Raw genomic sequence first — 18,913 nt, 5'->3', positions numbered from 1 at the left:
CAGGCGCTCTCCCGAACTGGAGCAGGCCATCGCCGAGCGCGAAATCGAGCTGGCCGAGGAACGCACCCTCAGGGAAGCCGCCGAGGCGGCAGCCAGGGCCGCGCTGCCCCTCGATCCCAGACCGACCAGGTCCAACTGGCCCACGGACTGAATGATCGACCGAGAGCGCCAAGTGACCGATACCCGGGGCACGCCAACCGACCTGGGCGCCACCTGGCTAGGCAGTAGCCGCTGCACCTGGATACCCGCGGGCGAGGGCCAGGGCCTGTGCCTGAGCGGCCCCTTCGCCCGCCCGCTGACCCGCGCCTCATTGCGCCTGCGCTACCACAGCCCGGTAGCCCTGCTGGCCGGCCTTGAGAACGTGATCGGCGGCCCCCGTGGGCTCGCCTACGCCCTTGGCCCCAGCGGGCTGCTAACCGACGGCGAGGTGATCGAGCTACGCGCCGACGACCCGACCCCGGAGCTGGATCGCGCCACGCTCCACCGCCTGGACGGCACCGAGTACCTGCAACCCAAGGATTCCGCATGAGCCAACCCGAAGCCGGCACCAGTCGCAACGGCCTGTTCTCCCGCGATGACTACCTGGCCCCGCTGCGCCCAAAAGCATTGCGTGCAAAGCTGCGCCGCAGTGTCATACTGCAGCTTGTCATGGAAGGCACCAGGCCGGACGAAGGCGCGCCAGTTGCGCCCCCTCCACCCGCAAAAACGACGGTCTGTTCGCGCACCAGGATACGTCCCGCCACGATCAGAGGTGAACACCATGAGCAAGGGAATGGATGCGAAGAAGAGCGGCAAGAAGAAGCCGCTGAAAACCGCGCAGGAAAAACGCATGGCCAAGCGTGACAAGAAGAATGGCTCCACCACCCTGCTAGGGGCTCACGCTGCTACGCACTAAATTAATTCCAATCCCGTAACGCCCCGCCCGAGTGACTGGCGCGGGGCGCTTTGCTGTAGCGCTCAGGCCAAGCGCAGCCGCAGCCAGCCGTACAGCCAGCCACCCCAGACGTTGACCACCAGCCCCAGCATCACCAGCAACGCGCCGGCCAGTTGCAGCGGGCCCAGCCTTTCGCCCAGCAGCAATGTTGCGGACGTCAGCCCCACCACCGGCACCAGCAGAGAAAAAGGCGCTACCTGGCTGGCCGGGTAACGCGACAGCAGGCGGCTCCACAGCCCATAGCCGAGTATGGTCGCGCCGAACGCCAGATAGATCAGCACCAGCACGGTGTCCATACCGATGCCACGCAAAGCGATCGCTATGGCCGCCGGCCCTTCCAGCCACAAGGACAGTGCCAGAAACGGCAGCGGCGGTACCAGGCTGCCCCACACCACCAGGCCGACCAGGTTCACCTTGCCGAGCTTGCGCGTGACGATGTTGCCCAAGGCCCACATCGAGGCCGCGCCGAGGGTCAGCACGAAGCCGGCCAGCGTCATGCCGCGATCACCTTGCGCACCGATCAGCACCAGCCCCGCCGCTGCCACCAGCAGCCCCAGCAGATTGGCCAGCCGCAGGCGCTCGCCGAGAAACAGCGCGGCGAAGAACAGCGTGAAGAAGGCCTGCGACTGCAGCACCAGCGAGGCCAGCCCGGCGGGCATGCCCACCTTCATCGCCGAGAACAGGAAGGCGAACTGCCCCAGCGAAATGGTCAGCCCGTAGGCCAGCAGCCAGCGCAGCGGCACCTGTGGCCGCTGGATGAAGAACACCGCTGGTACCGCCGCCAGCATGAAGCGCAGCGCGCCCAGCAGCATGGGCGGTACGTCGTGCAGGCCGATCATGATCACCACGAAATTCAGGCCCCAGACGATGATGACGACCAGCGCGAGCAACAGATCCCTGGGTGACATGACGACGCATCCGACGATGGGCAAGATTCCCATTAGAGTCGTGCGGCGAACCGATATGCCCATACAGTGGGCCGAAAATTGGCCGATACAGTCCGCTCGAGCACAGACTGCCTCCCGTGCATCGTCGCCAGGCCAGCGTCCCGTTCGCCTTCGCCGGCGACGAAACCTCGATAGAACCGATAGAATCGGCGGCTGGTTCATCCACCTCAGACGAGAACGACCATGGGCGCACAGTGGAAAGCGAAACACAAGGAAGCCGCGGCGAACGCCAAGGGCAGAATATTCGGCAAGCTGTCGAAAGAAATCATGATCGCGGCCCGTAGCGGCCCGGACCCGGACATGAATCCCCGCCTGCGCCTGGTGGTCGAGCAGGCCAAGAAGGCCTCGATGCCCAAGGACACCCTGGAGCGCGCCATCAAGAAGGGCGCTGGCCTGAGCGGCGAGGTGGTCCACTACGAGCGCACCCTCTACGAAGGTTTCGCCCCGCACCAGGTACCGCTGATCGTCGAGTGCCTGACCGACAACCTGAACCGCACCGTGGCGGAAATCCGTGTGCTGTTCCGCAAGGGCCAACTGGGGTCTTCCGGTTCGGTGAGCTGGGACTTCGACCACGTCGGCATGATCGAGGCGAGCCCCGTAGGCGATGCCGACGCCGACGTGGCCGCCATCGAAGCCGGCGCCCAGGATTTCGAGCCCGCCGAAGACGGCGCCACACTGTTCATCACCGAGCCGACCGATCTCGACGCGGTATGCAAGGCGCTGCCGGAATTCGGCTTCAGCGTGCAGGCGGCACAACTGGGCTACCGTCCGAAGAATCCGATGAGTCTGTCCGGCGCGGAACTGGAGGAAGTCGAAACCTTCCTCGAAGCGATCGACGCCCATGACGACGTGCAGAATGTCTACGTCGGCCTGGCTGACTGAGCGCTGGCGTCTATATTGCGAGAAAGGCACTCCGACGAGCAGGTGAACGATGAGCAACAACAAGCCCACCACGCCCTATAGCCAGCGCGAACAGGGCTACCGGGAAAAAGCCCTGAAGATGTACCCCTGGGTCTGCGGGCGCTGCGCGCGGGAATTTTCCGGCAAGCGCCTCAGCGAGCTGACGGTCCACCACAAGGACCACAACCACGACAACAACCCGGAAGACGGTTCCAACTGGGAGCTGCTCTGCCTGTACTGCCACGACAACGAGCACTCCCGCTACACCGACAATCAGTACCAGGCCGAAGCCCGGCCAGGCAGCGACCTGGGACCGAAGGAAACCTTCAAGGCCTTCGCCAACCTGGCCGACCTGCTCAAGGGCAAGCAGGGCTGATCAGGCGTCACGCACCGCGGCCGCTTACTTGACCAGCAGAACCGGGACCGAGACCTCATGGATCACCCGGTTCGCCACCGAACCCAGCAGCAGGCCGGTGAAGCTGCCGAGGCCGCGGGTGCCCATCACGACGGTATCGCAGCCCAGGCGCTTGACCGCATCGTTGATCTGGTCGGCCACGTTGCCGAACACCGCGTGCGTTTCATAGGTCAGGCCACTGCCCTGCAGCATCGCCGCGGCCCCGTCGAGAATGTTCTGCGACTTGGTCATCAGGCCTTTATTGAGCTCGTCGATCATCGCCGAGGTGACGTATTCGCCGTAGATGATCGGCTCGTGCTGCGCATTGAGCACATGGACATCGAGCGCCAGTCCGCTGTCGCGCGCGAAATCGATGACGTATTGCAGGGCGCGTTTGGCATTTTCCGAGCCGTCGAATGCAAGCAGAACTTTGCGCATGGTCCCTCTCCATCGTTGAGTGACTTTCAGCATAGACCAGCTCGGTGGCCGCCGTGGGCACGGCTCGCTCTTGTATTGATCTGGCACAAGCGAGCATCATTTCGCCCCGCAGGCACTTGCGCGCAAAAACGCTCCAGGCGATCTTGTGGTTATTGCAAATGAACGACGCATGACGCAGCGCCGCGCAAGAACCGGCCCGGCCCTTCGGCTTGCGACGAAACGGAAACAGCCCCAATGACAGTCAGCGAAACGCCCGTATTCGGCGTAGGCGACGCCTCGTTCCAGGCCGCCGGAGGCCAGAAAGGCCTGGAGCGCCTGGAGCGCCTGGTGGCGGAGTTCTATCGAGTGATGGACGAAGACCCGCGGGCGGTAACGGTCCGCAGGCTGTACCCCGAGGAGCTGGAGCTGGCCCGGGAAAAGCTGGTGAGCTTTCTCAGCGGCTGGCTGGGCGGGCCGCGCCGCTATGCCGAGACGTTCGGCAGCATCCACATCCCGCAATTTCACACTCGCTGGAAAATCGGCGAGGCCGAGCGGGACGCATGGCTGTTCTGCATGGAGCAGGCCATCACCCGTCAGCCCTACTCCGCCCCGTTCGCCGAGTACCTGCTGCGCCAATTGAAAGTACCTGCCGAACGCATCCTCATGGTGCAGTCCATGTGTCCAGCGCAGGGCCGCCAGGGCTGATCAGCCCCTGCTCGGCACTTCCCAGGCTTCCACCGGCCCCTCGACGAGATGGAACAGCGGATGCGGCGCCGGGCGATCCTCGTCCTGCAGCGCTTCGAGCAGCGCCGGCTGGCGTATCGCCAGTTTGGCCATCAGGTGCCTGCGCTCGTACTCCAGTTGCCCGCGAGTGACCGGCATCGGTTCGAGCCTGGCGACGGCACCGATCTTCTGCGCATCGAAGCGATAGCCCCGCCGCTGCGCTTCGGCGTACACGGCCTGCAGATAGCCGGCGACCTGCATGGCAGGCACGGTGCACCGCTCGAAGCGCCACAGCTGCGGATGCTGCCGGTAGCCGCGGGTCTGCCCATTCAGCACCGCCTGTGCCAGCAGGGCCTCGCGCCAAAGAGCGACCAGTCCCTTGGCATCCAGATATTGCGGGTGCAATGACCATAGGCGCATCGTCGGCCTCTCCTGTTCTCGCAATTGGCCGGCCGGTCCAGAACCGACCGACCTAGCCCGCGTCAAAAATAGCAACGCAGGCATGGCGCCTTGCGGGCCCTCGCCCACAGACAGGAGCAGCATGAAGATCCGCTTTGCCTCCATCAACCAGCAAAAGATCCGCGAAGTCCGCGAGATTCTCGAGCCCAGCGGCATCGAGGTGCTGCCCTTCCCGGTACGCATCGAGGAGCTGCGCACCGAGGACCTACAGCAACTGGTCAGCGATAAGCTGCTGGCGGCCTTCAAGCTGATCGGCAAACCGGTATTCGTCGAACATACCGGGCTGTTCATCAGGAGCCTCAACGGCTTTCCCGGTGGCCTGACGCAGATTTTCTGGGAGCGGCTGCAGGCCGAGCGGTTCTCCGAACTGATCAGCCGCCTGGACGACCCGGCAGCCGAGGCGAAGACGCTGATCGGCTATTGTGACGGCCGCAAGCGGCATTTCTTCGAGGGCGTAGTCGCCGGCAGGATCTCGCCGAAGCCGGCCGGCCGCGGCGGTTTCGAATGGGACGACGTATTCATCCCGGATGGCCAGAGCCGCACGTTCGCCGAACTCGGTGGGCGGAAGAACGGGCTATCCATGCGCAGGCACGCGCTCGATGCCTTCGTCGGTTTCCTCAAAGGACACTGAATAGCCATGGACCTGCTCAAGGACGCCTACCGCAACAACCGTCTGATTCTGTTCGTCGGCTCGGGGGTGTCCGCCAATATCGGGCTGCCACCGTGGAAGGAGCTGATCGATGAAATCGCCGTGCAGCTCGATTACGACCCGGAGGTGTTCAATACCTACGGCAACTTCCTCGCCCTTGCCGAGTACTACCGGATCAGGAAAGGCAATATCGGGCCACTGCGCAGCTGGATGGACCGCGAATGGCACAAGGACATCGAAATACGCGATTCGGAGATCCACCGCCTGATCGTCCATGGCCGTTTTCCGGCGATCTACACCACCAACTACGATCGCTGGCTGGAGTACGCCCACGACGCCTACGCCGTCGAGTACGTGAAGATCGCCAACGCCAGCGACCTGACCAAGGCCCACGACGGGGTGCGACAGATCGTCAAGTTCCACGGCGATTTCGACGATGACGCCTCGATCGTTCTCGACGAAACCAGCTACTACCAGCGCCTGCAGTTCGAGACGCCGCTGGATATCAAACTGCGCGCGGATACCTTGAGCAAGGCCGTACTGTTCATTGGCTACAGCCTGTCGGATACCAATATCCGCCTGCTCTTCCACAAATTGTCGAAAATCTGGAACGAACATGAGGCGCTCGGTGTCCGGCCTATTTCCTATGTATTCTCACACAAGCCGAATCCAGTGCAGGAAGAAATTCTCAGCCAATGGGGTATTCGCATGATCGCCTCGGAAGATGACGAGCCCGGCCTGGCATTAAAGAACTTCCTTCAACAGTTGGTGCAAGGCTGAACCGCAATAAAGCGAACTTTATCGACTCCGACCAGGTGCCCCGAACCGAACAAGCGAAGCCTCAGCAGCAAACAAGCGAAACGGCAAGCAAGCGAAGTAACACATCGATACGGCGCGACACCGATATGGCATCGCGCCGCAAGCGGCTTCAATAATTGAAACCGATACCGACACTGTAAAGGAATACGCCGTCATCGTAACGGTCCTGGGCGTCACTGCCACTCTTGAACAGGAACTGATATTCGGCCATTGCGGTGATGAACGTCTTGTCCTGTACCCAGTATTTGAGGCCCACTTCCGGCCCCGCCATGAAGGTGTCGTCGACCTGATCGCCGTAGACCCCGCCAATGCTGGCACCGATGAATGGGCGGGCCTTGCCGGTCCCGAAATGGTAGTCGTAGAACACTCGGGTCGAACCATCGAACTTGGTACTTTCGCCCTCCGCATCACGCGCGTTGATGGTTTGCCGAACGCCCCACAGGGACGATTCGGAGAGATACTGGCCCCAACTACCCTGAACGGAGAACACGGTATCATCGAAGTCCTTGTCGCTACTTCCCGCGCCACCCAATGTGATTTCACGATCCCCGGTCATCGGAGCAGCACCCGCAACGGCGGGAAGCATGGCAGCAACAATGAGGGAAGTTTTCAAGAGTCGGTTCATGACGGCACCTCTTGCTCTGTCTATTGAAATTACGCAAACACCAGGAGCGTACTGCGTACACTGAGACAAGCATGCAAACTGGCTCTTCGCCTGGAGAAATCGACGAATGACACATATTTAATGCAAAGCAGGAAAAAATCGCCTTAATCGGATGATTAATATCGAATTCTGCAGAATATTGAAATCAATTTGATATTACCCAGCCTTGGGCATATTCGCTTTCGCCCGATAAACAAGCGAAACGACAGTTGCGATTACTTCAGTATCAGCCTCGCTATATACCGCTCCGCTCCGATGGGATATCGAAGACTCTCACGCGAACTTAATTGGAACGTTCCGGGCCCGAATCCACGCCCTCACCGCCATCGCCCCGATCATCGAAATGCCTGCTCAAGCCCAGGTAGAGCCAGACCGGCAGCAACGCCAGGCCCACGGCCACGCAGCTCCAGGCCAGCCACGGATCGCCGTGCGGATGTGGAAACAGCAAGCGGCCCACGCCGAACAACAGCGCGTAAACGGACACCGCGGTGAGCGCCACGGCGAACAGGCGGCTGCCGAGCGCCTTCAGTGAAGCGGCCCGCGTCACCCCACAGCGCGCGGCCGTACGCCCCCAGAAGCCGAACGGACGGACCTGCCGATAGAACCGATCCAGGGTTTCCTCGTCCGTTGCCGGCGTGACGAAACTGACCAGAACCGCCGCGGTGCAGGTCACCAGCGACATGACACCCAGGCGCAACCACTCCCGTGCCGGATCGGTGCCGAGGAAATACAGCAGCAACGGCGCGGTGATCAGCGAGGCCAGCATCGCGGCCAACTCGGAGTAGAGATTGATTCGCTCCCACAACCAGCGCAGCACCAGTACCGACCCCATCCCCGCGCCGAACAGCAGGGAAATGAACCAGGCCGTCTGGATCGAACCGAGGTTGGCCATGATGACCATGGCGATCAGCAGGATCAGCACATTGGACAGGCGCGCCACCATCACCAATTCCCGGTCTCTGGGCTTGCGTCTGAGCAGCCTGGGCGCCACCACGCCGCCGTACACATCATTGCTCCAGTAGGATGCGCCCCAGTTGAGGTGGGTATCCACCGTCGAGGCCAGCGCCGCCAGCAGCCCTATCAGCATCAGACCGCGCACGCCGGGCGGCAGCAATTCATCGATGCCGGTGACGAACAGCGCCTCGCGCGCGGCGGTGAAGCCGGCACCGCTGGCCTCCTCGGCACTGAACGGGTAAAGCACCAGCAAACCGATGGCGATCGCCAGCCACATCAGGCTGCGCAGGAATATCTGCAGCCAGGTGAAGAGCAGGCCGGCGATACGCGCCTGGCGGTCCGTCGGGCAAGCCATGCAGCGTTGTGCCAGGTAGCCGGTACCGTCGGCATTCATCTGGAACAGCCACTGCAGGCCGACGATGACCAGAAATGGCATGAAGGCTTCCCCGGTATCGCTCGGCGCGAAGGACAGCAGTTGGCCCGCCCGCTCGACGCCGTACAGTTCGACGAGCCGGTCGCTCATCCCTCCCAGCCCACCGACGGCGTCGACCACGAACCAGGCATAGCCCAGGGTCCCCAGCATCGCTACGCCCAGCTGCATCACATCGGTCTGCACCACCGCGCGCAGGCCGCCGGTGATCGAGTACATGGCTGTAAATGCCAGAATCAGCATGATCGAGATCAGGTTGTTGGCGCTGGTGGTCGATGGGTCGAGCCCGCTGATACTTTCGCCCAGGCGCAGGCCGCTTGCCTCGACCGCCTCGAGGAGGCCCCGATAGAAACCGCTGGGCAACCAGTCGTGCCAGGGCAGGAACACCTCGGCAATGCGGATCGCCGCCACCAGCACCATCGCCAGCACCACGCAATTGATCACCGTGCCGTAGTAGATCGCCTTGAACAGGCGCAGCGGAACAACGGCCGGGCCGCTGTAGCGTACCCGCGTCAGCTCGGCGTCGGTGAGCACGCCCGCACGGCGCCAGCCGGAAGCGAAAACCCAGGCCAGTAGCAGAAACGCCAGCCCATAGATCCACAGCCGCCACAAGGCGAACACGCCGGCGGTAGCGACCAGACCGCTGACCAGTAGCGGCGTGTCGCCGGCGAACTGGGTCGCGGCCATGGACACTCCGGCACGCCAGCCCTTGATCGTGCGCCCGGCGAGAAAGTACTCGTGCAGGTTCTGCGACGCCTTGCGGCGCGTGCGCATGCCAACGGCTAGACCGTAGAGAACGAAAGCCAGCACCATCAGTAGATCCAACATCGTGTCGTCCCGGTCGTTGGAAGCGCCTAAATGAGAGCCCGTATGTGGCGCAAAGATGCCATGAGCGGACGAGCGGCTCCTGCTACATCAAGGCGTCGCCCGTGGCGCCTTATTGCACAACGGCCATTCGATAAAGCGCGCTGGAGCCGGAAAGCTGGAGAACTGGACGAGAAAACCTCCAGGAGGATTTTTGACGTCGTAGCGAAGGCCCGAAGGTGACCTTCAGGATGGCAGGCTATAAAGCGTCGGTTTTCGCCCGGACTCGCGCCGCTTGTCTTCAGCCACGAACTTTCAGCGCCGTTTTCGACCCGTTGAGCGCATAGCGCGTTTTTGCCCTGCCTGTTTCAGGACGACGATTTCGGCGCTGTGCATCAGACGCTAGACTAGCGGGCCGCCGAGAACGACCGAACGGACATGCCAGCCCTCGACTATCAGCCACTTCCCTCGTCGCTAGTGCCATTACTGATCAGGTTCTATCGCGCCCATAACAGCCGACACCGCGTGCACCGCGAAGCGAAATGCTGGGTCGCCAGACGCGGCGAAATCCATGCCGGGCTCTGCCTGACACCTGTCGCGCAGGGGCATTTCCTGAGCGGCTTGCTGGTGAATCCGCAGGAACGCAACCGGGGCATCGGCGCGCGCCTGGTTCGAGCGGCCTTGGCCACCGTCGAGGGCCCGGTCTGGCTGTTCTGCCAGCCGCGGCTATGCGAGTTCTATGCAAGGCTGGGGTTCTTCCCCACCGCCCAGCTGCCGGAATCCCTGAGCGACCGCCTCGCACGCTACCAACGAAGCAAGACGCTGATCGCCCTGCTCAACGACCGGATGCCGCCCATGTCCAGACCGACCCTGACCATCGCCATAGCCTGCCTGTTCGACGAGGCCGGGCGCATGCTGCTTGCACGCAAACGCGGCAGCCGCTTCTTCATGCTGCCCGGTGGCAAGGCGGAGCCGGGCGAAAGCCCATTGCAAACGCTCAGGCGGGAACTCGGCGAGGAGCTGCACCTGCACCTGGGCGACGATGCCTTCGAGGAACTGGGGCATTACCAGGCGCCCGCCGCCAACGAGCCGGGGCACTGGGTACAGGCCGACGTGTTTATGGCGCGCCTGCCTCATGCCGTGCAGCCACAGGCGGAACTCGAAGAACTGGATTGGCTGGAGCTGAACGCTCCGGCGCGTGACGACCTGGCGCCCTTGCTGCGCGAGCGAATCATGCCGGTGCTGCTGGAGCGCACTGCGTCCCTTCAGCGCGGTTGACTGGTTGGCAGACTCGCTCGGATGGCAGCGCTCAAGGCGATATCGGGTCGCTGGCCGGGAAGGTTTCTTCCAGCGCTTCGTCGAGCTGGTCCTCGTCGGCCTCGTCAGGATGGCGGACGACGTCGTCCTGATCTTCGCCCGGCTGGCCGTTCTGCTCTTTGCCGTTCATCGCTGTTCTCCCGCGTGGTGGCTGTGAACATAGTTAGGCCACGAGGGCTCACAGCGGTTCAGCGGGAACTTTTCTGCGGACAAAAAAAGGGGCGGGATTTGATCCCCGCCCGCCTCCTTCCGTGCTCCCTGACATCCTGCTCATCATCCTGATGGCATCGCATCCAGCGATGGTTCCTGACCCTCTCCCTGAAGGCCTGTGCTTATCCTTAAGCACAAGCGCGATATTAATGATCCCGACGACAGCCACAACGGGTGAAAAATCCCCTAGGCTCGGAGTTGAGCACTTCGCCTTCTCGATAATATTATTTAAAATCAATTAGTTACATAAAAATAACGGCAGCTAGAGCGATTCAGCCGGGCGAATACGCATCCTTTTCCTACAGACCGTGTAAGCAAATGCTCACAAGCGAAAGCGGCAGAAGGGAAAAAAAGGCGCATAGGGATTAGACCGACAATCGTCCATTCGGCCACGAGGCTTGTAACGGCGGACAGAGGAAACAGAAATGCCGCCAGGGTGTAGTCCCGAGGCGGCACCTTCTTTCCAGGGCTGGAACTACATCCAGCCCCCTTGATGCGTCTACTGGAACAAGGCGTCACTGGACAGCCCGTTGCGCTCGAGGATTTCACGAAGACGCCGCAGTGCTTCCACCTGGATCTGCCGGACGCGCTCGCGGGTCAGCCCGATTTCCTGGCCGACCTCTTCCAGCGTGCAGGCTTCGTGACCACGCAGGCCGAAGCGGCGAATGACCACTTCACGCTGCTTTTCTGTGAGATCGGACAGCCACTGGTCGATACTCGCCGAAAGATCGTCGTCGAGCAGCAATTCGCAGGGATCGGTCGGCTTGTCGTCGGTCAGGGTGTCGAGCAGGGTCTTGTCGGTATCCGGCCCGAGGGAAACGTCCACCGAAGTGACGCGTTCGTTCAGCCCGAGCATGCGCTTGACCTCGCCCACCGGCTTTTCCAGCAGGTTGGCGATCTCTTCCGGGCTGGGCTCGTGGTCGAGCTTCTGCGTCAGTTCGCGAGCAGCCCGGAGGTAGACGTTCAGTTCCTTGACCACGTGGATCGGCAGGCGAATCGTGCGGGTCTGGTTCATGATCGCCCGCTCGATGGTCTGCCGGATCCACCAGGTGGCGTAGGTGGAAAAACGGAAGCCCCGTTCCGGGTCGAACTTCTCCACCGCGCGAATCAGCCCGAGGTTGCCCTCCTCGACCAGATCGAGCAGCGACAGGCCACGGTTGACGTAACGCCGCGCGATCTTCACCACCAGGCGCAGGTTGCTCTCGATCATGCGCTTGCGCCCCGCCGGATCGCCCTTCTGCGCCAGGCGGGCGAAGTGCACTTCTTCTTCGGGCGTCAGGAGGGGGGAGAAACCGATTTCGTTGAGGTACAACTGGGTCGCGTCGAGCGCCCGGTTGTAGTCGATGAACTTGTGTTGCTTGGCCTTGCCAGCAGCCGAGGTTCGCGTTACATCGCTGGCTCGGTCGAAGGGTGTGGCGGGCTCCATGAGTAGGACCGCATCGTCGACGTCAAACTCCAGCGCTTCTTTTTCGAGTGCCATTTATTGTTGTCCTGTTCTGAGTTCGACAACAGGCTCGGGCAGCACGCAATCCCTGGCAATACTCGAGCCCATCCCAGTGCCGGAACAGGGCGGGCGTCAGGTCAACGTCTCGGCAGATATTGCAGGGGGTCCACGGGTTTGCCCTGGCGACGAATCTCGAAATGCAGCTTCACCCGGTCGGTTCCCGTCGATCCCATCTCGGCAATACTTTGCCCAGCCTTGACTTGTTGGCCCTCCCGCACCAGCAGCCTGCGGTTATGACCGTAGGCGCTTACATAGGTATCGCTGTGCTTGATGATCACAAGTTCGCCGTAACCCCGTAATCCACTACCGGCGTACACCACAGTTCCATCAGAAGCAGCTAAGACAGGCTGTCCTAATTCCCCGGCGATATCAATTCCTTTATTCAAACTGCCGTTTGAGGAAAAACGGCCGATGATCGTGCCGTTCGCCGGCCACGCCCAGCCGCTTGCCGAGCGCGTGACCGGCGTCACCGGTGTGGTCGCGGGTTTGCTCACCGGCGGGCTGGGCGTCGTGCTGAGAGCGGGTTGACGCGGCACCGGCGTGGCCACCACGGTCGGGGTCGATGGCGCGGGCTTCGGCACCGGTGGGGCAGGACGCGGGGTGGCGGCGACGGCAGGCGCTGTGCTGGCGGAGAAGCGGATTCGCTGCCCCGGATAGATGACATGCGGTGGCTGGATGCCGTTCACCCGCGCCAGATCGCGCCAGTCCCAGCCGAAGCGGAAGGCGATCGACCACAGCGTATCGCCACGCTGGACGATGTAGTGGCCGGTGGTGACGCGATCGCGACTGTTGCGGTCGACGACCTGCACCCCTCCGCTGGGTGATGAAGCGCAACCGACGAGCGTCGAGCCGATCAGCAGTGCGCCCAGGAACGAACGGACCATGGGATCGCGAATCCATCGCTGAATCGCTGTGAGCCTCAATACCCGCTCCCTTTCATAGACAAGTCCGTTCAGGCGCTTTCCGTTATCGGCTGGCGCCGGCCGGCGAACCACTCGAGCCCCAGCACCAGCGAGATGCCCAGGATTGCCAACAGCACCGCCAGCAGCAACTGAGGATCATGTCCTGTCAGATCCCCGTAAGTCGAGGGGAGAAGGTTCTGCTGCAGCAAAGGAGAAGGTTCCCCGTGCCGATCGATCTGCCAGGTCAGGGTTTCCTTCCAGGGCCAGACCTTGTTCAGCGAGCCCAGCATCAAGCCGGTGAGAAACGCCAGGGTGATATCGCGCCAGCGATCCAGCGTCCAGCTCAACAGTTTGGCGAAACTGAGTATGCCGAACGCGCAACCGCATGCGAAGACCACCAGCACACCGATATCCAGCGACTCCACGGCACCCAGCACGAAGGGATAGAGCCCCATCAGCACCAATATGAAACTGCCGGAAATGCCCGGAAGAATCATGGCGCAGATCGCAATGGCACCGGCGAAGAACAGACTGATCTTGTCACTGCCCCACTGTACGGGCACCGCTACGGTGATCCAGTATGCGAACAGGATACCGAGAACGAAACTGATAGCGCTCATCCAGTTGCGACGTTGGATTTCCTTCCCGACCAGGTGTACGGATACCAGGATCAGCCCGAAGAAGAACGACCACACCGGAATCGGGTGCTGCTCGAGCAGGTACGTGATCAACCTGGCCAGACTGAAAACACTGGTCAGGATGCCTGCCAGCAACGTCAGCAGAAAACCCGCGTTGGCCAACTTCCAGGCCTCGGTGATACGCCCACGCAACAGGGGCTTGAGCGCGAGCGGTACCGAGGCGATCGAATGAAGCAGTTCGTCGTAGATGCCCGAGATAAAGGCGACCGTACCGCCCGATACGCCAGGCACCACGTCCGCCGCGCCCATGGCCATGCCCTTGGCGTACAACAACAAAGCGTTCTTCATGTTTCCTTCCGCTGAATGATCAAACTACGGGTCCATTGAGCAGCGGCACGAAACGTACGGTATCCAGAAGACGGCGGGAAAAGCCGTTTTCCTCTCGAATGATCAGCATGAGTTGCTGGACCTCGCCGGCACCCACCGGAATCACCAGCCGCCCACCGGGCGCCAGTTGATCGAGCAGGGCCTGCGGCACGTCGGCGGCCGCCGCGGTGACGATGATGCCGTTGTAGGGCGCCAGTGCCGGCCAGCCCTCCCAACCATCGCCCCAGCGAAAGACCACGTTACGCAGCTTGAGTTCGGCCAGGCGCTCCTTGGCACGATCCTGCAACGCCTGAATGCGCTCGACCGAGAAGACTCGCTCGACCAGTTGCGCCAGCACGGCAGTCTGGTAGCCCGAACCGGTGCCGATCTCCAGGACCTTGTCCAGCGGGCCGTCGGCCAACAGCAGTTCGCTCATGCGCGCGACCATGAACGGCTGGGAAATCGTCTGGTTGTGGCCGATGGGCAGCGCAGTGTCCTCGTAGGCCCGATGTGCCAGGGCCTCGTCGACGAACAGATGGCGCGGCGTGCGGCGTATCACCTCGAGCACGTGGGGGTTGGACAGCCCCTCCTCGTAGAGGCGCTGGATCAGGCGATCGCGGGTCCGCTGCGAGGTCATGCCGGAGCCGTGGTGCAGCAGGCGGTCTTGTCCACGCAGGCTCACAGCACACCTCCCAGCCAGTTCTCGAGCCCGTGGAAGGCCTCGCGGAAGGTCCGGTCCAGTTGCAGCGGCGTGATCGACACGTAGCCCTGCATGACGGCGTGGAAATCGGTGCCCGGGCCGCCGTCTTCGACATCGCCGGCGACCGAGATCCAGTAGCCCACCTTGCCGCGCGGGTTGGCCTGCTTGACCGGCGGTTTGGCCCGGCTGCGGTGCCCCAGGCGGGTGAGCTGGATGCCGCGGATATGGTCCAGCGGCAGGTTCGGCACATTCACGCTGAGCACGGTGCGCGGCGGCAATTCGAGCTGATCGTGCTTCTCGACCAGCGTGCGCGCGATATAGGCGGCCGTCGGCAGGTTCTCCGGCGAGCGCGAAATCAGCGAGAAAGCGAACGCCGGGCGGCCGGTGAAGCGTCCCTCGATGGCCGCGGCGACCGTGCCGGAATAGAGCACGTCGTCGCCCAGGTTGGCGCCGAGGTTGATTCCCGAAACCACCATGTCCGGGGTCTCGTCGAGCAGGCCGTTGAGGCCCAGGTGCACGCAATCGGTAGGCGAGCCGTTCAGGCCGATGAAACCGTTGGGCATGCTCACGGGATGCAGCGGGCGGTCCAGGGTGAGCGCGCTGCTGGCTCCGCTCATGTCCTGGATCGGCGCTACCACCTTGCACTCGGCATAATCCGCCAGCGCGTCGTAAAGCGCGGCGAGCCCGGGCGCATACACCCCGTCGTCGTTGGCGATCAGAATACGCATCAGATGTCCGTCTGCCCTGCCAGGCTGACCAGCTCGCGCACCACGGCGGTGGCGAAGCATCCGGTCGGCAGGACGAATTCCAGTTGCAGAATGTCAGGCTCGGGATAATGCCATGACAAACCGCCGATGGGGAGGCGAAGAATGCGCCGTTCGTGCTTCATGCCGGCTTGCGCCAACCAATTGGCGATCGCCGCCTCGCCATCGGCGACCCGCCGCTCCAGCGCCAGGATTCCGCCGCCCGCCGGCGAGCCGCCTTCGCCCCATAGCGGACCGGTGGGGTGCAGGTCGAGGATCGCCAGCCGCGGATCGCTGCACTCGGCCTCACCGGCGGGAAAGAAACTACGACTGTCGGTGAATGCCAGCAGATCCCCTACCCTCGCCTGGCTCCAACTGCCGTCGGCGACGCGCTCGGCGAGCACACGATTGAACAGGTAGCTGCGCCCGGCCGAGAGCAGGCGCGAGCGCAGGTTGCGCTGCACCGGCAACTCCCCTTTTCCGGCGAAGTCGCGAGCGCCGTGCAGGTTGCCGCCCTGGTAGCCGAAGCGCTGCAGGCCGAAGTAGTTGGGCACGCCCTGGGCCTTGAGCCGCTCCAGGCGGGCATCGAGCGCCACATGCTCGCCGCGAAGCTCGGTCAGGCGCAGGGTGAAGCCGTTGGCCGAATGCGCGCCGCGCTGCAGCTTGCGCTGGTGGCGGGTGCGCTGGAGGATCGTCAGGCCTTCGCCTTCGGCCGCGGCCAGATCGGGATCGGCCTTGCCCGGCAGGTGCAGGCTGAACCACTGGCGGGTGAGCGCCTGGCGGTCCTTCAGCCCGGCATAGCTGATCATCTTCAACGGCACCCCGGCGGCGCGGGCGATGCGCCTGGCGGCCTCCTCGGTGTTCAGATTGCGCTTTTCCACCCACAGCCACAGGTGTTCGCCTTCACCGGACAAGGGAATGTCGAGCACCTCGTCGACCTGGAAATCCTCGGCGACGGCCTTCAGCACCGCACTGCCGCAAGGCTCGCCATGGGCACGCGGCCCGAGCAGTTGCTCCTCGGTCATGCGCGGACCAGCAAGGCGACCGCGTGGACGGCGATCCCCTCCTCGCGCCCGGTGAAACCGAGCTTCTCGGTGGTGGTGGCCTTGACGTTGACCTGGTCCAGCGCCACCTGCAGATCCTCGGCGATCAGCGTGCGCATGCTTTCGATATGCGGCGCCATCTTCGGCGCCTGGGCGACGATGGTGGCGTCGACATTGCCGACTTGCCAGCCCTTGGCCTGCACCTGCGCCAGCACATGACGCAGCAGCACGCGGCTGTCGGCGCCCTTGAACTGCGGATCGGTATCCGGGAAATGCTTGCCGATATCGCCCAGCGCCGCCGCGCCGAGCAGCGCGTCGCTCAAGGCATGCAGCAGCACGTCGCCGTCGGAATGGGCCAGCAGCCCGAACCGGTGTGGAATTCGCACGCCGCCGAGCGTGATGAAGCTGCCCTCGCCGAAGCGGTGTACGTCGAAGCCATGGCCGATACGCATAGAAAGACACCCTGGAAAACTCAGCAGGCGATTCTACAGGAGCGCGCGGCGGCTTGAGCGGATAGCCGCAGCGCGGCCGCATCATCGATACCGACGATAGGCACCATCAGCCGAATCGATATCATATCGCCTTCTCCCGATATATAGTTCGCCCCATCACGATATACGCCTGCAGAACCGACCATGCCCGACGATTTCGACGACATCATCAAGGCGCTCGCCCATCCCCTGCGCCGCGACATCCTGCGCTGGCTCAAGGAGCCGCAGCGCTACTTCGCCGAGCAGCATCACTCGCTGGAAAACGGCGTCTGCGCCGGGCAGATCGACCAGCGCGCGGGTCTTTCGCAATCGACGGTATCGGCACACCTGGCCACCCTGCAGAAAGCCGGGCTGATCAGCAGCCGGAAGATTGGCCAGTGGCACTTCTTCAAGCGCAACGACGAGGCCATCCAGGCCTTCGTCGAGCGTATCGGCCAGGACCTCTGAGAGCCTGTTCACGATCTCGCGAGCTAGAAACCTGCAAGGCCTCGGCGGCCCCACAAAAACAGGCGAGAGACGTAGCGCAGCGGAGTAACGGCCGAAGGCTGGCCCGCAGGGTGAGCGTAGCGAATCAAGCGGAGTTTACGGGTGTAAATGAGATGACTCGCTTCGCTCGCCCCTTCGGGGCCGCACTGAAGCGCGTTAGCCGCAAACGGCTTGCCGAGCCTGTTTTTAACGCCGCAGGGCCGACGCGCAGCAGATCATGAACAGGTTCTGACCGCTTTCATCGAACCACCCTCGCGTACAGGAGCAGCACGGCTATGCCCACACTCTTCGACCCGATCAAGATCGGCGACCTGGAACTGTCCAACCGCATCATCATGGCGCCCTTGACCCGCTGCCGCGCCGAGCCCGGCCGCGTACCGGGCGAGCTGATGGCCGAATACTACGCGCAGCGCGCCGATGCCGGCCTGATCATCAGCGAGGCCACCTCGGTGACGCCGATGGGCGTCGGCTATCCAGATACGCCCGGCATCTGGTCCGCCGAGCAGGTCCAGGGTTGGAAGAGGATCACCGATGCCGTGCACGCCAAGGGCGGCAAGATCGTCCTGCAACTCTGGCACGTCGGGCGCATCTCGGATCCGCTCTACCTCGACGGCCAACTGCCGGTCGCGCCCAGCGCCATCAAGCCAGCCGGGCATGTCAGCCTGGTCCGCCCGATGAAGGACTACGAGACGCCACGGGCGCTGGAGACCGAGGAAATTCCCGGCATCATCGAGGCCTACCGCAAGGGTGCCGAGAACGCCAAGGAAGCCGGCTTCGACGGCGTGGAGATCCATGGCGCCAACGGCTACCTGCTCGACCAGTTTCTGCAGGACAGCACCAACAAGCGTACCGACGCCTACGGTGGCGCGCTGGAAAACCGTGCCCGCCTACTGTTGGAAGTGACCGATGCCGTCATCTCGGTATGGGGCGCCGGCCGCGTCGGCGTACACCTGGCGCCGCGCGCCGATTCCCATGACATGGGCGATTCAAACCGCGCCGAAACCTTTGGCCACGTGGCCCGCGAGCTGGGCAAGCGCGGCGTCGCATTCATCTGCACCCGCGAGAAAGTCGGCGAAGACAGCCTCGGCCCGCAGTTGAAGCAGATCTTCGGCGGCGTCTACATCGCCAACGAACGATTCACCCAGGAACAGGCCAACGCCTGGCTGGCCGAAGGCAAGGCCGATGCGGTCGCGTTCGGCATTCCCTACATCGCCAACCCCGATCTGGTCGAACGGCTGCGCCGGAACGCTCCGCTGAACGAGCCCAGGCCTGAGCTGTTCTACGCTCAGGGACCGATCGGCTACACCGATTATCCATCGCTCTAGCTCCTGGCGATGGAAAGGCCCGACCGGGAAATCCGGCCGGGCCTTTTTTGTGGCTGCCATCCCTGGCGGTCACCCTTCGGGCCGTCGCAAGCGC

At 63.1% G+C, this 18,913-nt stretch carries 23 protein-coding genes; 10 read left to right on the top strand and 13 right to left on the bottom strand.

The features are described from left to right. Nucleotides 1-172 precede the first annotated feature (172 nt). Together IN820_RS04205 and IN820_RS04200 are read left to right on the top strand one after the other, a co-directional pair. Nucleotides 173-529 carry a hypothetical protein gene (locus tag IN820_RS04205; RefSeq protein ID WP_193679774.1) on the top strand — a complete coding sequence of 119 codons (357 nt, stop codon included), beginning with the start codon at nucleotides 173-175 and terminating at the stop codon, nucleotides 527-529. Next, nucleotides 526-843, top strand: coding sequence for a hypothetical protein (locus IN820_RS04200; protein ID WP_193679773.1), 318 nt, complete (start codon nucleotides 526-528; stop codon nucleotides 841-843). The genes IN820_RS04205 and IN820_RS04200 overlap by 4 nt, the downstream gene beginning before the upstream one ends. Nucleotides 844-957: 114 nt before the next feature. On the opposite strand, the gene IN820_RS04195 is transcribed toward IN820_RS04200, so the two are convergent. Beyond that, nucleotides 958-1,842, bottom strand: a complete 885-nt coding sequence (locus IN820_RS04195) for an EamA family transporter (protein WP_193679772.1) — start codon at nucleotides 1,840-1,842, stop codon at nucleotides 958-960. Between the two features lie 222 nt (nucleotides 1,843-2,064). Here IN820_RS04195 and IN820_RS04190 point away from each other — a divergent pair, with 222 nt between their 5' ends. Together IN820_RS04190 and IN820_RS04185 are read left to right on the top strand one after the other, a co-directional pair. After that, nucleotides 2,065-2,763: a YebC/PmpR family DNA-binding transcriptional regulator gene (locus IN820_RS04190; protein WP_193679771.1), complete on the top strand. Its 699-nt coding sequence runs from the start codon at nucleotides 2,065-2,067 to the stop codon at nucleotides 2,761-2,763. 49 nt (nucleotides 2,764-2,812) lie between these two features. Continuing rightward, nucleotides 2,813-3,157: a YajD family HNH nuclease gene (locus IN820_RS04185; protein ID WP_193679770.1), complete on the top strand. Its 345-nt coding sequence runs from the start codon at nucleotides 2,813-2,815 to the stop codon at nucleotides 3,155-3,157. A 24-nt stretch (nucleotides 3,158-3,181) separates the two neighbouring features. On the opposite strand, the gene IN820_RS04180 is transcribed toward IN820_RS04185, so the two are convergent. Next, nucleotides 3,182-3,613 carry a universal stress protein gene (locus IN820_RS04180; protein ID WP_193679769.1) on the bottom strand — a complete coding sequence of 144 codons (432 nt, stop codon included), beginning with the start codon at nucleotides 3,611-3,613 and terminating at the stop codon, nucleotides 3,182-3,184. Between the two features lie 234 nt (nucleotides 3,614-3,847). Between IN820_RS04180 and IN820_RS04175 the strand changes: the two genes are divergently transcribed. After that, nucleotides 3,848-4,297, top strand: coding sequence for a group II truncated hemoglobin (locus IN820_RS04175; protein ID WP_193679768.1), 450 nt, complete (start codon nucleotides 3,848-3,850; stop codon nucleotides 4,295-4,297). On the opposite strand, the gene IN820_RS04170 is transcribed toward IN820_RS04175, so the two are convergent. Beyond that, entirely contained in the window at nucleotides 4,298-4,735 is a 438-nt protein-coding gene (locus tag IN820_RS04170) for a pyrimidine dimer DNA glycosylase/endonuclease V (protein WP_193679767.1), read from the bottom strand. It lies immediately after the preceding gene. 121 nt (nucleotides 4,736-4,856) lie between these two features. Between IN820_RS04170 and IN820_RS04165 the strand changes: the two genes are divergently transcribed. Then, a complete protein-coding gene (locus IN820_RS04165) occupies nucleotides 4,857-5,405 on the top strand; it encodes a non-canonical purine NTP pyrophosphatase (protein ID WP_193679766.1) in 549 nt (182 codons plus the stop codon). Nucleotides 5,406-5,411: 6 nt separating this feature from the next. Next, nucleotides 5,412-6,203 carry an SIR2 family protein gene (locus tag IN820_RS04160; RefSeq protein ID WP_193679765.1) on the top strand — a complete coding sequence of 264 codons (792 nt, stop codon included), beginning with the start codon at nucleotides 5,412-5,414 and terminating at the stop codon, nucleotides 6,201-6,203. 148 nt (nucleotides 6,204-6,351) lie between these two features. On the opposite strand, the gene IN820_RS04155 is transcribed toward IN820_RS04160, so the two are convergent. Then, nucleotides 6,352-6,867: a hypothetical protein gene (locus IN820_RS04155; RefSeq protein WP_193679764.1), complete on the bottom strand. Its 516-nt coding sequence runs from the start codon at nucleotides 6,865-6,867 to the stop codon at nucleotides 6,352-6,354. A gap of 322 nt (nucleotides 6,868-7,189) precedes the next feature. Next, a complete protein-coding gene (locus IN820_RS04150; protein ID WP_193679763.1) occupies nucleotides 7,190-9,118 on the bottom strand; it encodes a sodium:solute symporter family protein in 1,929 nt (642 codons plus the stop codon). A gap of 414 nt (nucleotides 9,119-9,532) precedes the next feature. Between IN820_RS04150 and IN820_RS04145 the strand changes: the two genes are divergently transcribed. Beyond that, nucleotides 9,533-10,372 carry a GNAT family N-acetyltransferase gene (locus IN820_RS04145; protein ID WP_193679762.1) on the top strand — a complete coding sequence of 280 codons (840 nt, stop codon included), beginning with the start codon at nucleotides 9,533-9,535 and terminating at the stop codon, nucleotides 10,370-10,372. 31 nt (nucleotides 10,373-10,403) lie between these two features. On the opposite strand, the gene IN820_RS04140 is transcribed toward IN820_RS04145, so the two are convergent. The 8 genes from IN820_RS04140 to ispF all read right to left on the bottom strand — a co-directional run bounded on the left by IN820_RS04140 (nucleotide 10,404) and on the right by ispF (nucleotide 16,969). Continuing rightward, on the bottom strand, nucleotides 10,404-10,541 hold the full coding sequence (locus IN820_RS04140; protein WP_193679761.1) for a hypothetical protein: 138 nt from the start codon (nucleotides 10,539-10,541) through the stop codon (nucleotides 10,404-10,406). 579 nt (nucleotides 10,542-11,120) lie between these two features. After that, a complete protein-coding gene (rpoS, locus tag IN820_RS04135) occupies nucleotides 11,121-12,101 on the bottom strand; it encodes an RNA polymerase sigma factor RpoS (protein ID WP_193679760.1) in 981 nt (326 codons plus the stop codon). 101 nt (nucleotides 12,102-12,202) lie between these two features. Continuing rightward, nucleotides 12,203-13,009, bottom strand: a complete 807-nt coding sequence (locus IN820_RS04130) for a peptidoglycan DD-metalloendopeptidase family protein (protein ID WP_193679759.1) — start codon at nucleotides 13,007-13,009, stop codon at nucleotides 12,203-12,205. 68 nt (nucleotides 13,010-13,077) lie between these two features. Next, nucleotides 13,078-14,013: a DUF368 domain-containing protein gene (locus IN820_RS04125; RefSeq protein ID WP_193679758.1), complete on the bottom strand. Its 936-nt coding sequence runs from the start codon at nucleotides 14,011-14,013 to the stop codon at nucleotides 13,078-13,080. Between the two features lie 19 nt (nucleotides 14,014-14,032). Beyond that, nucleotides 14,033-14,668 (bottom strand): protein-L-isoaspartate(D-aspartate) O-methyltransferase, encoded by a 636-nt coding sequence (locus tag IN820_RS04120; protein WP_193679781.1) that lies wholly within the window; start codon nucleotides 14,666-14,668, stop codon nucleotides 14,033-14,035. A gap of 41 nt (nucleotides 14,669-14,709) precedes the next feature. After that, entirely contained in the window at nucleotides 14,710-15,459 is a 750-nt protein-coding gene (gene surE, locus IN820_RS04115; RefSeq protein ID WP_193679757.1) for a 5'/3'-nucleotidase SurE, read from the bottom strand. Further along, on the bottom strand, nucleotides 15,459-16,499 hold the full coding sequence (gene truD / locus IN820_RS04110; protein WP_193679756.1) for a tRNA pseudouridine(13) synthase TruD: 1,041 nt from the start codon (nucleotides 16,497-16,499) through the stop codon (nucleotides 15,459-15,461). The genes surE and truD overlap by 1 nt, the downstream gene beginning before the upstream one ends. Beyond that, nucleotides 16,496-16,969, bottom strand: a complete 474-nt coding sequence (gene ispF / locus IN820_RS04105) for a 2-C-methyl-D-erythritol 2,4-cyclodiphosphate synthase (RefSeq protein ID WP_193679755.1) — start codon at nucleotides 16,967-16,969, stop codon at nucleotides 16,496-16,498. The genes truD and ispF overlap by 4 nt, the downstream gene beginning before the upstream one ends. A gap of 183 nt (nucleotides 16,970-17,152) precedes the next feature. Here ispF and IN820_RS04100 point away from each other — a divergent pair, with 183 nt between their 5' ends. Next, on the top strand, nucleotides 17,153-17,455 hold the full coding sequence (locus tag IN820_RS04100) for an ArsR/SmtB family transcription factor (RefSeq protein WP_193679754.1): 303 nt from the start codon (nucleotides 17,153-17,155) through the stop codon (nucleotides 17,453-17,455). A 314-nt stretch (nucleotides 17,456-17,769) separates the two neighbouring features. Continuing rightward, nucleotides 17,770-18,819: an alkene reductase gene (locus IN820_RS04095; RefSeq protein WP_193679753.1), complete on the top strand. Its 1,050-nt coding sequence runs from the start codon at nucleotides 17,770-17,772 to the stop codon at nucleotides 18,817-18,819. Nucleotides 18,820-18,913: the final 94 nt, after the last annotated feature.

This window comes from Pseudomonas lopnurensis (assembly GCF_015070855.1).
GTDB lineage: Bacteria > Pseudomonadota > Gammaproteobacteria > Pseudomonadales > Pseudomonadaceae > Stutzerimonas > Stutzerimonas lopnurensis.
Note: the sequence above shows the minus strand (reverse complement) of the source record. Positions and strands in the feature narration are given on the sequence as shown.

Bases quoted from the DNA above. Each gene is read 5' to 3' on its own strand.
- IN820_RS04200 (WP_193679773.1), top strand. From the start codon at position 526: ATGAGCCAACCCGAAGCCGGCACCAGTCGCAACGGCCTGTTCTCCCGC.
- IN820_RS04195 (WP_193679772.1), bottom strand. From the start codon at position 1,842: ATGTCACCCAGGGATCTGTTGCTCGCGCTGGTCGTCATCATCGTCTGG.
- IN820_RS04190 (WP_193679771.1), top strand. From the start codon at position 2,065: ATGGGCGCACAGTGGAAAGCGAAACACAAGGAAGCCGCGGCGAACGCC.
- IN820_RS04185 (WP_193679770.1), top strand. From the start codon at position 2,813: ATGAGCAACAACAAGCCCACCACGCCCTATAGCCAGCGCGAACAGGGC.
- IN820_RS04180 (WP_193679769.1), bottom strand. From the start codon at position 3,613: ATGCGCAAAGTTCTGCTTGCATTCGACGGCTCGGAAAATGCCAAACGC.
- IN820_RS04175 (WP_193679768.1), top strand. From the start codon at position 3,848: ATGACAGTCAGCGAAACGCCCGTATTCGGCGTAGGCGACGCCTCGTTC.
- IN820_RS04170 (WP_193679767.1), bottom strand. From the start codon at position 4,735: ATGCGCCTATGGTCATTGCACCCGCAATATCTGGATGCCAAGGGACTG.
- IN820_RS04165 (WP_193679766.1), top strand. From the start codon at position 4,857: ATGAAGATCCGCTTTGCCTCCATCAACCAGCAAAAGATCCGCGAAGTC.
- IN820_RS04160 (WP_193679765.1), top strand. From the start codon at position 5,412: ATGGACCTGCTCAAGGACGCCTACCGCAACAACCGTCTGATTCTGTTC.
- IN820_RS04155 (WP_193679764.1), bottom strand. From the start codon at position 6,867: ATGAACCGACTCTTGAAAACTTCCCTCATTGTTGCTGCCATGCTTCCC.
- IN820_RS04150 (WP_193679763.1), bottom strand. From the start codon at position 9,118: ATGTTGGATCTACTGATGGTGCTGGCTTTCGTTCTCTACGGTCTAGCC.
- IN820_RS04145 (WP_193679762.1), top strand. From the start codon at position 9,533: ATGCCAGCCCTCGACTATCAGCCACTTCCCTCGTCGCTAGTGCCATTA.
- IN820_RS04140 (WP_193679761.1), bottom strand. From the start codon at position 10,541: ATGAACGGCAAAGAGCAGAACGGCCAGCCGGGCGAAGATCAGGACGAC.
- rpoS (WP_193679760.1), bottom strand. From the start codon at position 12,101: ATGGCACTCGAAAAAGAAGCGCTGGAGTTTGACGTCGACGATGCGGTC.
- IN820_RS04130 (WP_193679759.1), bottom strand. From the start codon at position 13,009: ATGGTCCGTTCGTTCCTGGGCGCACTGCTGATCGGCTCGACGCTCGTC.
- IN820_RS04125 (WP_193679758.1), bottom strand. From the start codon at position 14,013: ATGAAGAACGCTTTGTTGTTGTACGCCAAGGGCATGGCCATGGGCGCG.
- IN820_RS04120 (WP_193679781.1), bottom strand. From the start codon at position 14,668: ATGACCTCGCAGCGGACCCGCGATCGCCTGATCCAGCGCCTCTACGAG.
- surE (WP_193679757.1), bottom strand. From the start codon at position 15,459: ATGCGTATTCTGATCGCCAACGACGACGGGGTGTATGCGCCCGGGCTC.
- truD (WP_193679756.1), bottom strand. From the start codon at position 16,499: ATGACCGAGGAGCAACTGCTCGGGCCGCGTGCCCATGGCGAGCCTTGC.
- ispF (WP_193679755.1), bottom strand. From the start codon at position 16,969: ATGCGTATCGGCCATGGCTTCGACGTACACCGCTTCGGCGAGGGCAGC.
- IN820_RS04100 (WP_193679754.1), top strand. From the start codon at position 17,153: ATGCCCGACGATTTCGACGACATCATCAAGGCGCTCGCCCATCCCCTG.
- IN820_RS04095 (WP_193679753.1), top strand. From the start codon at position 17,770: ATGCCCACACTCTTCGACCCGATCAAGATCGGCGACCTGGAACTGTCC.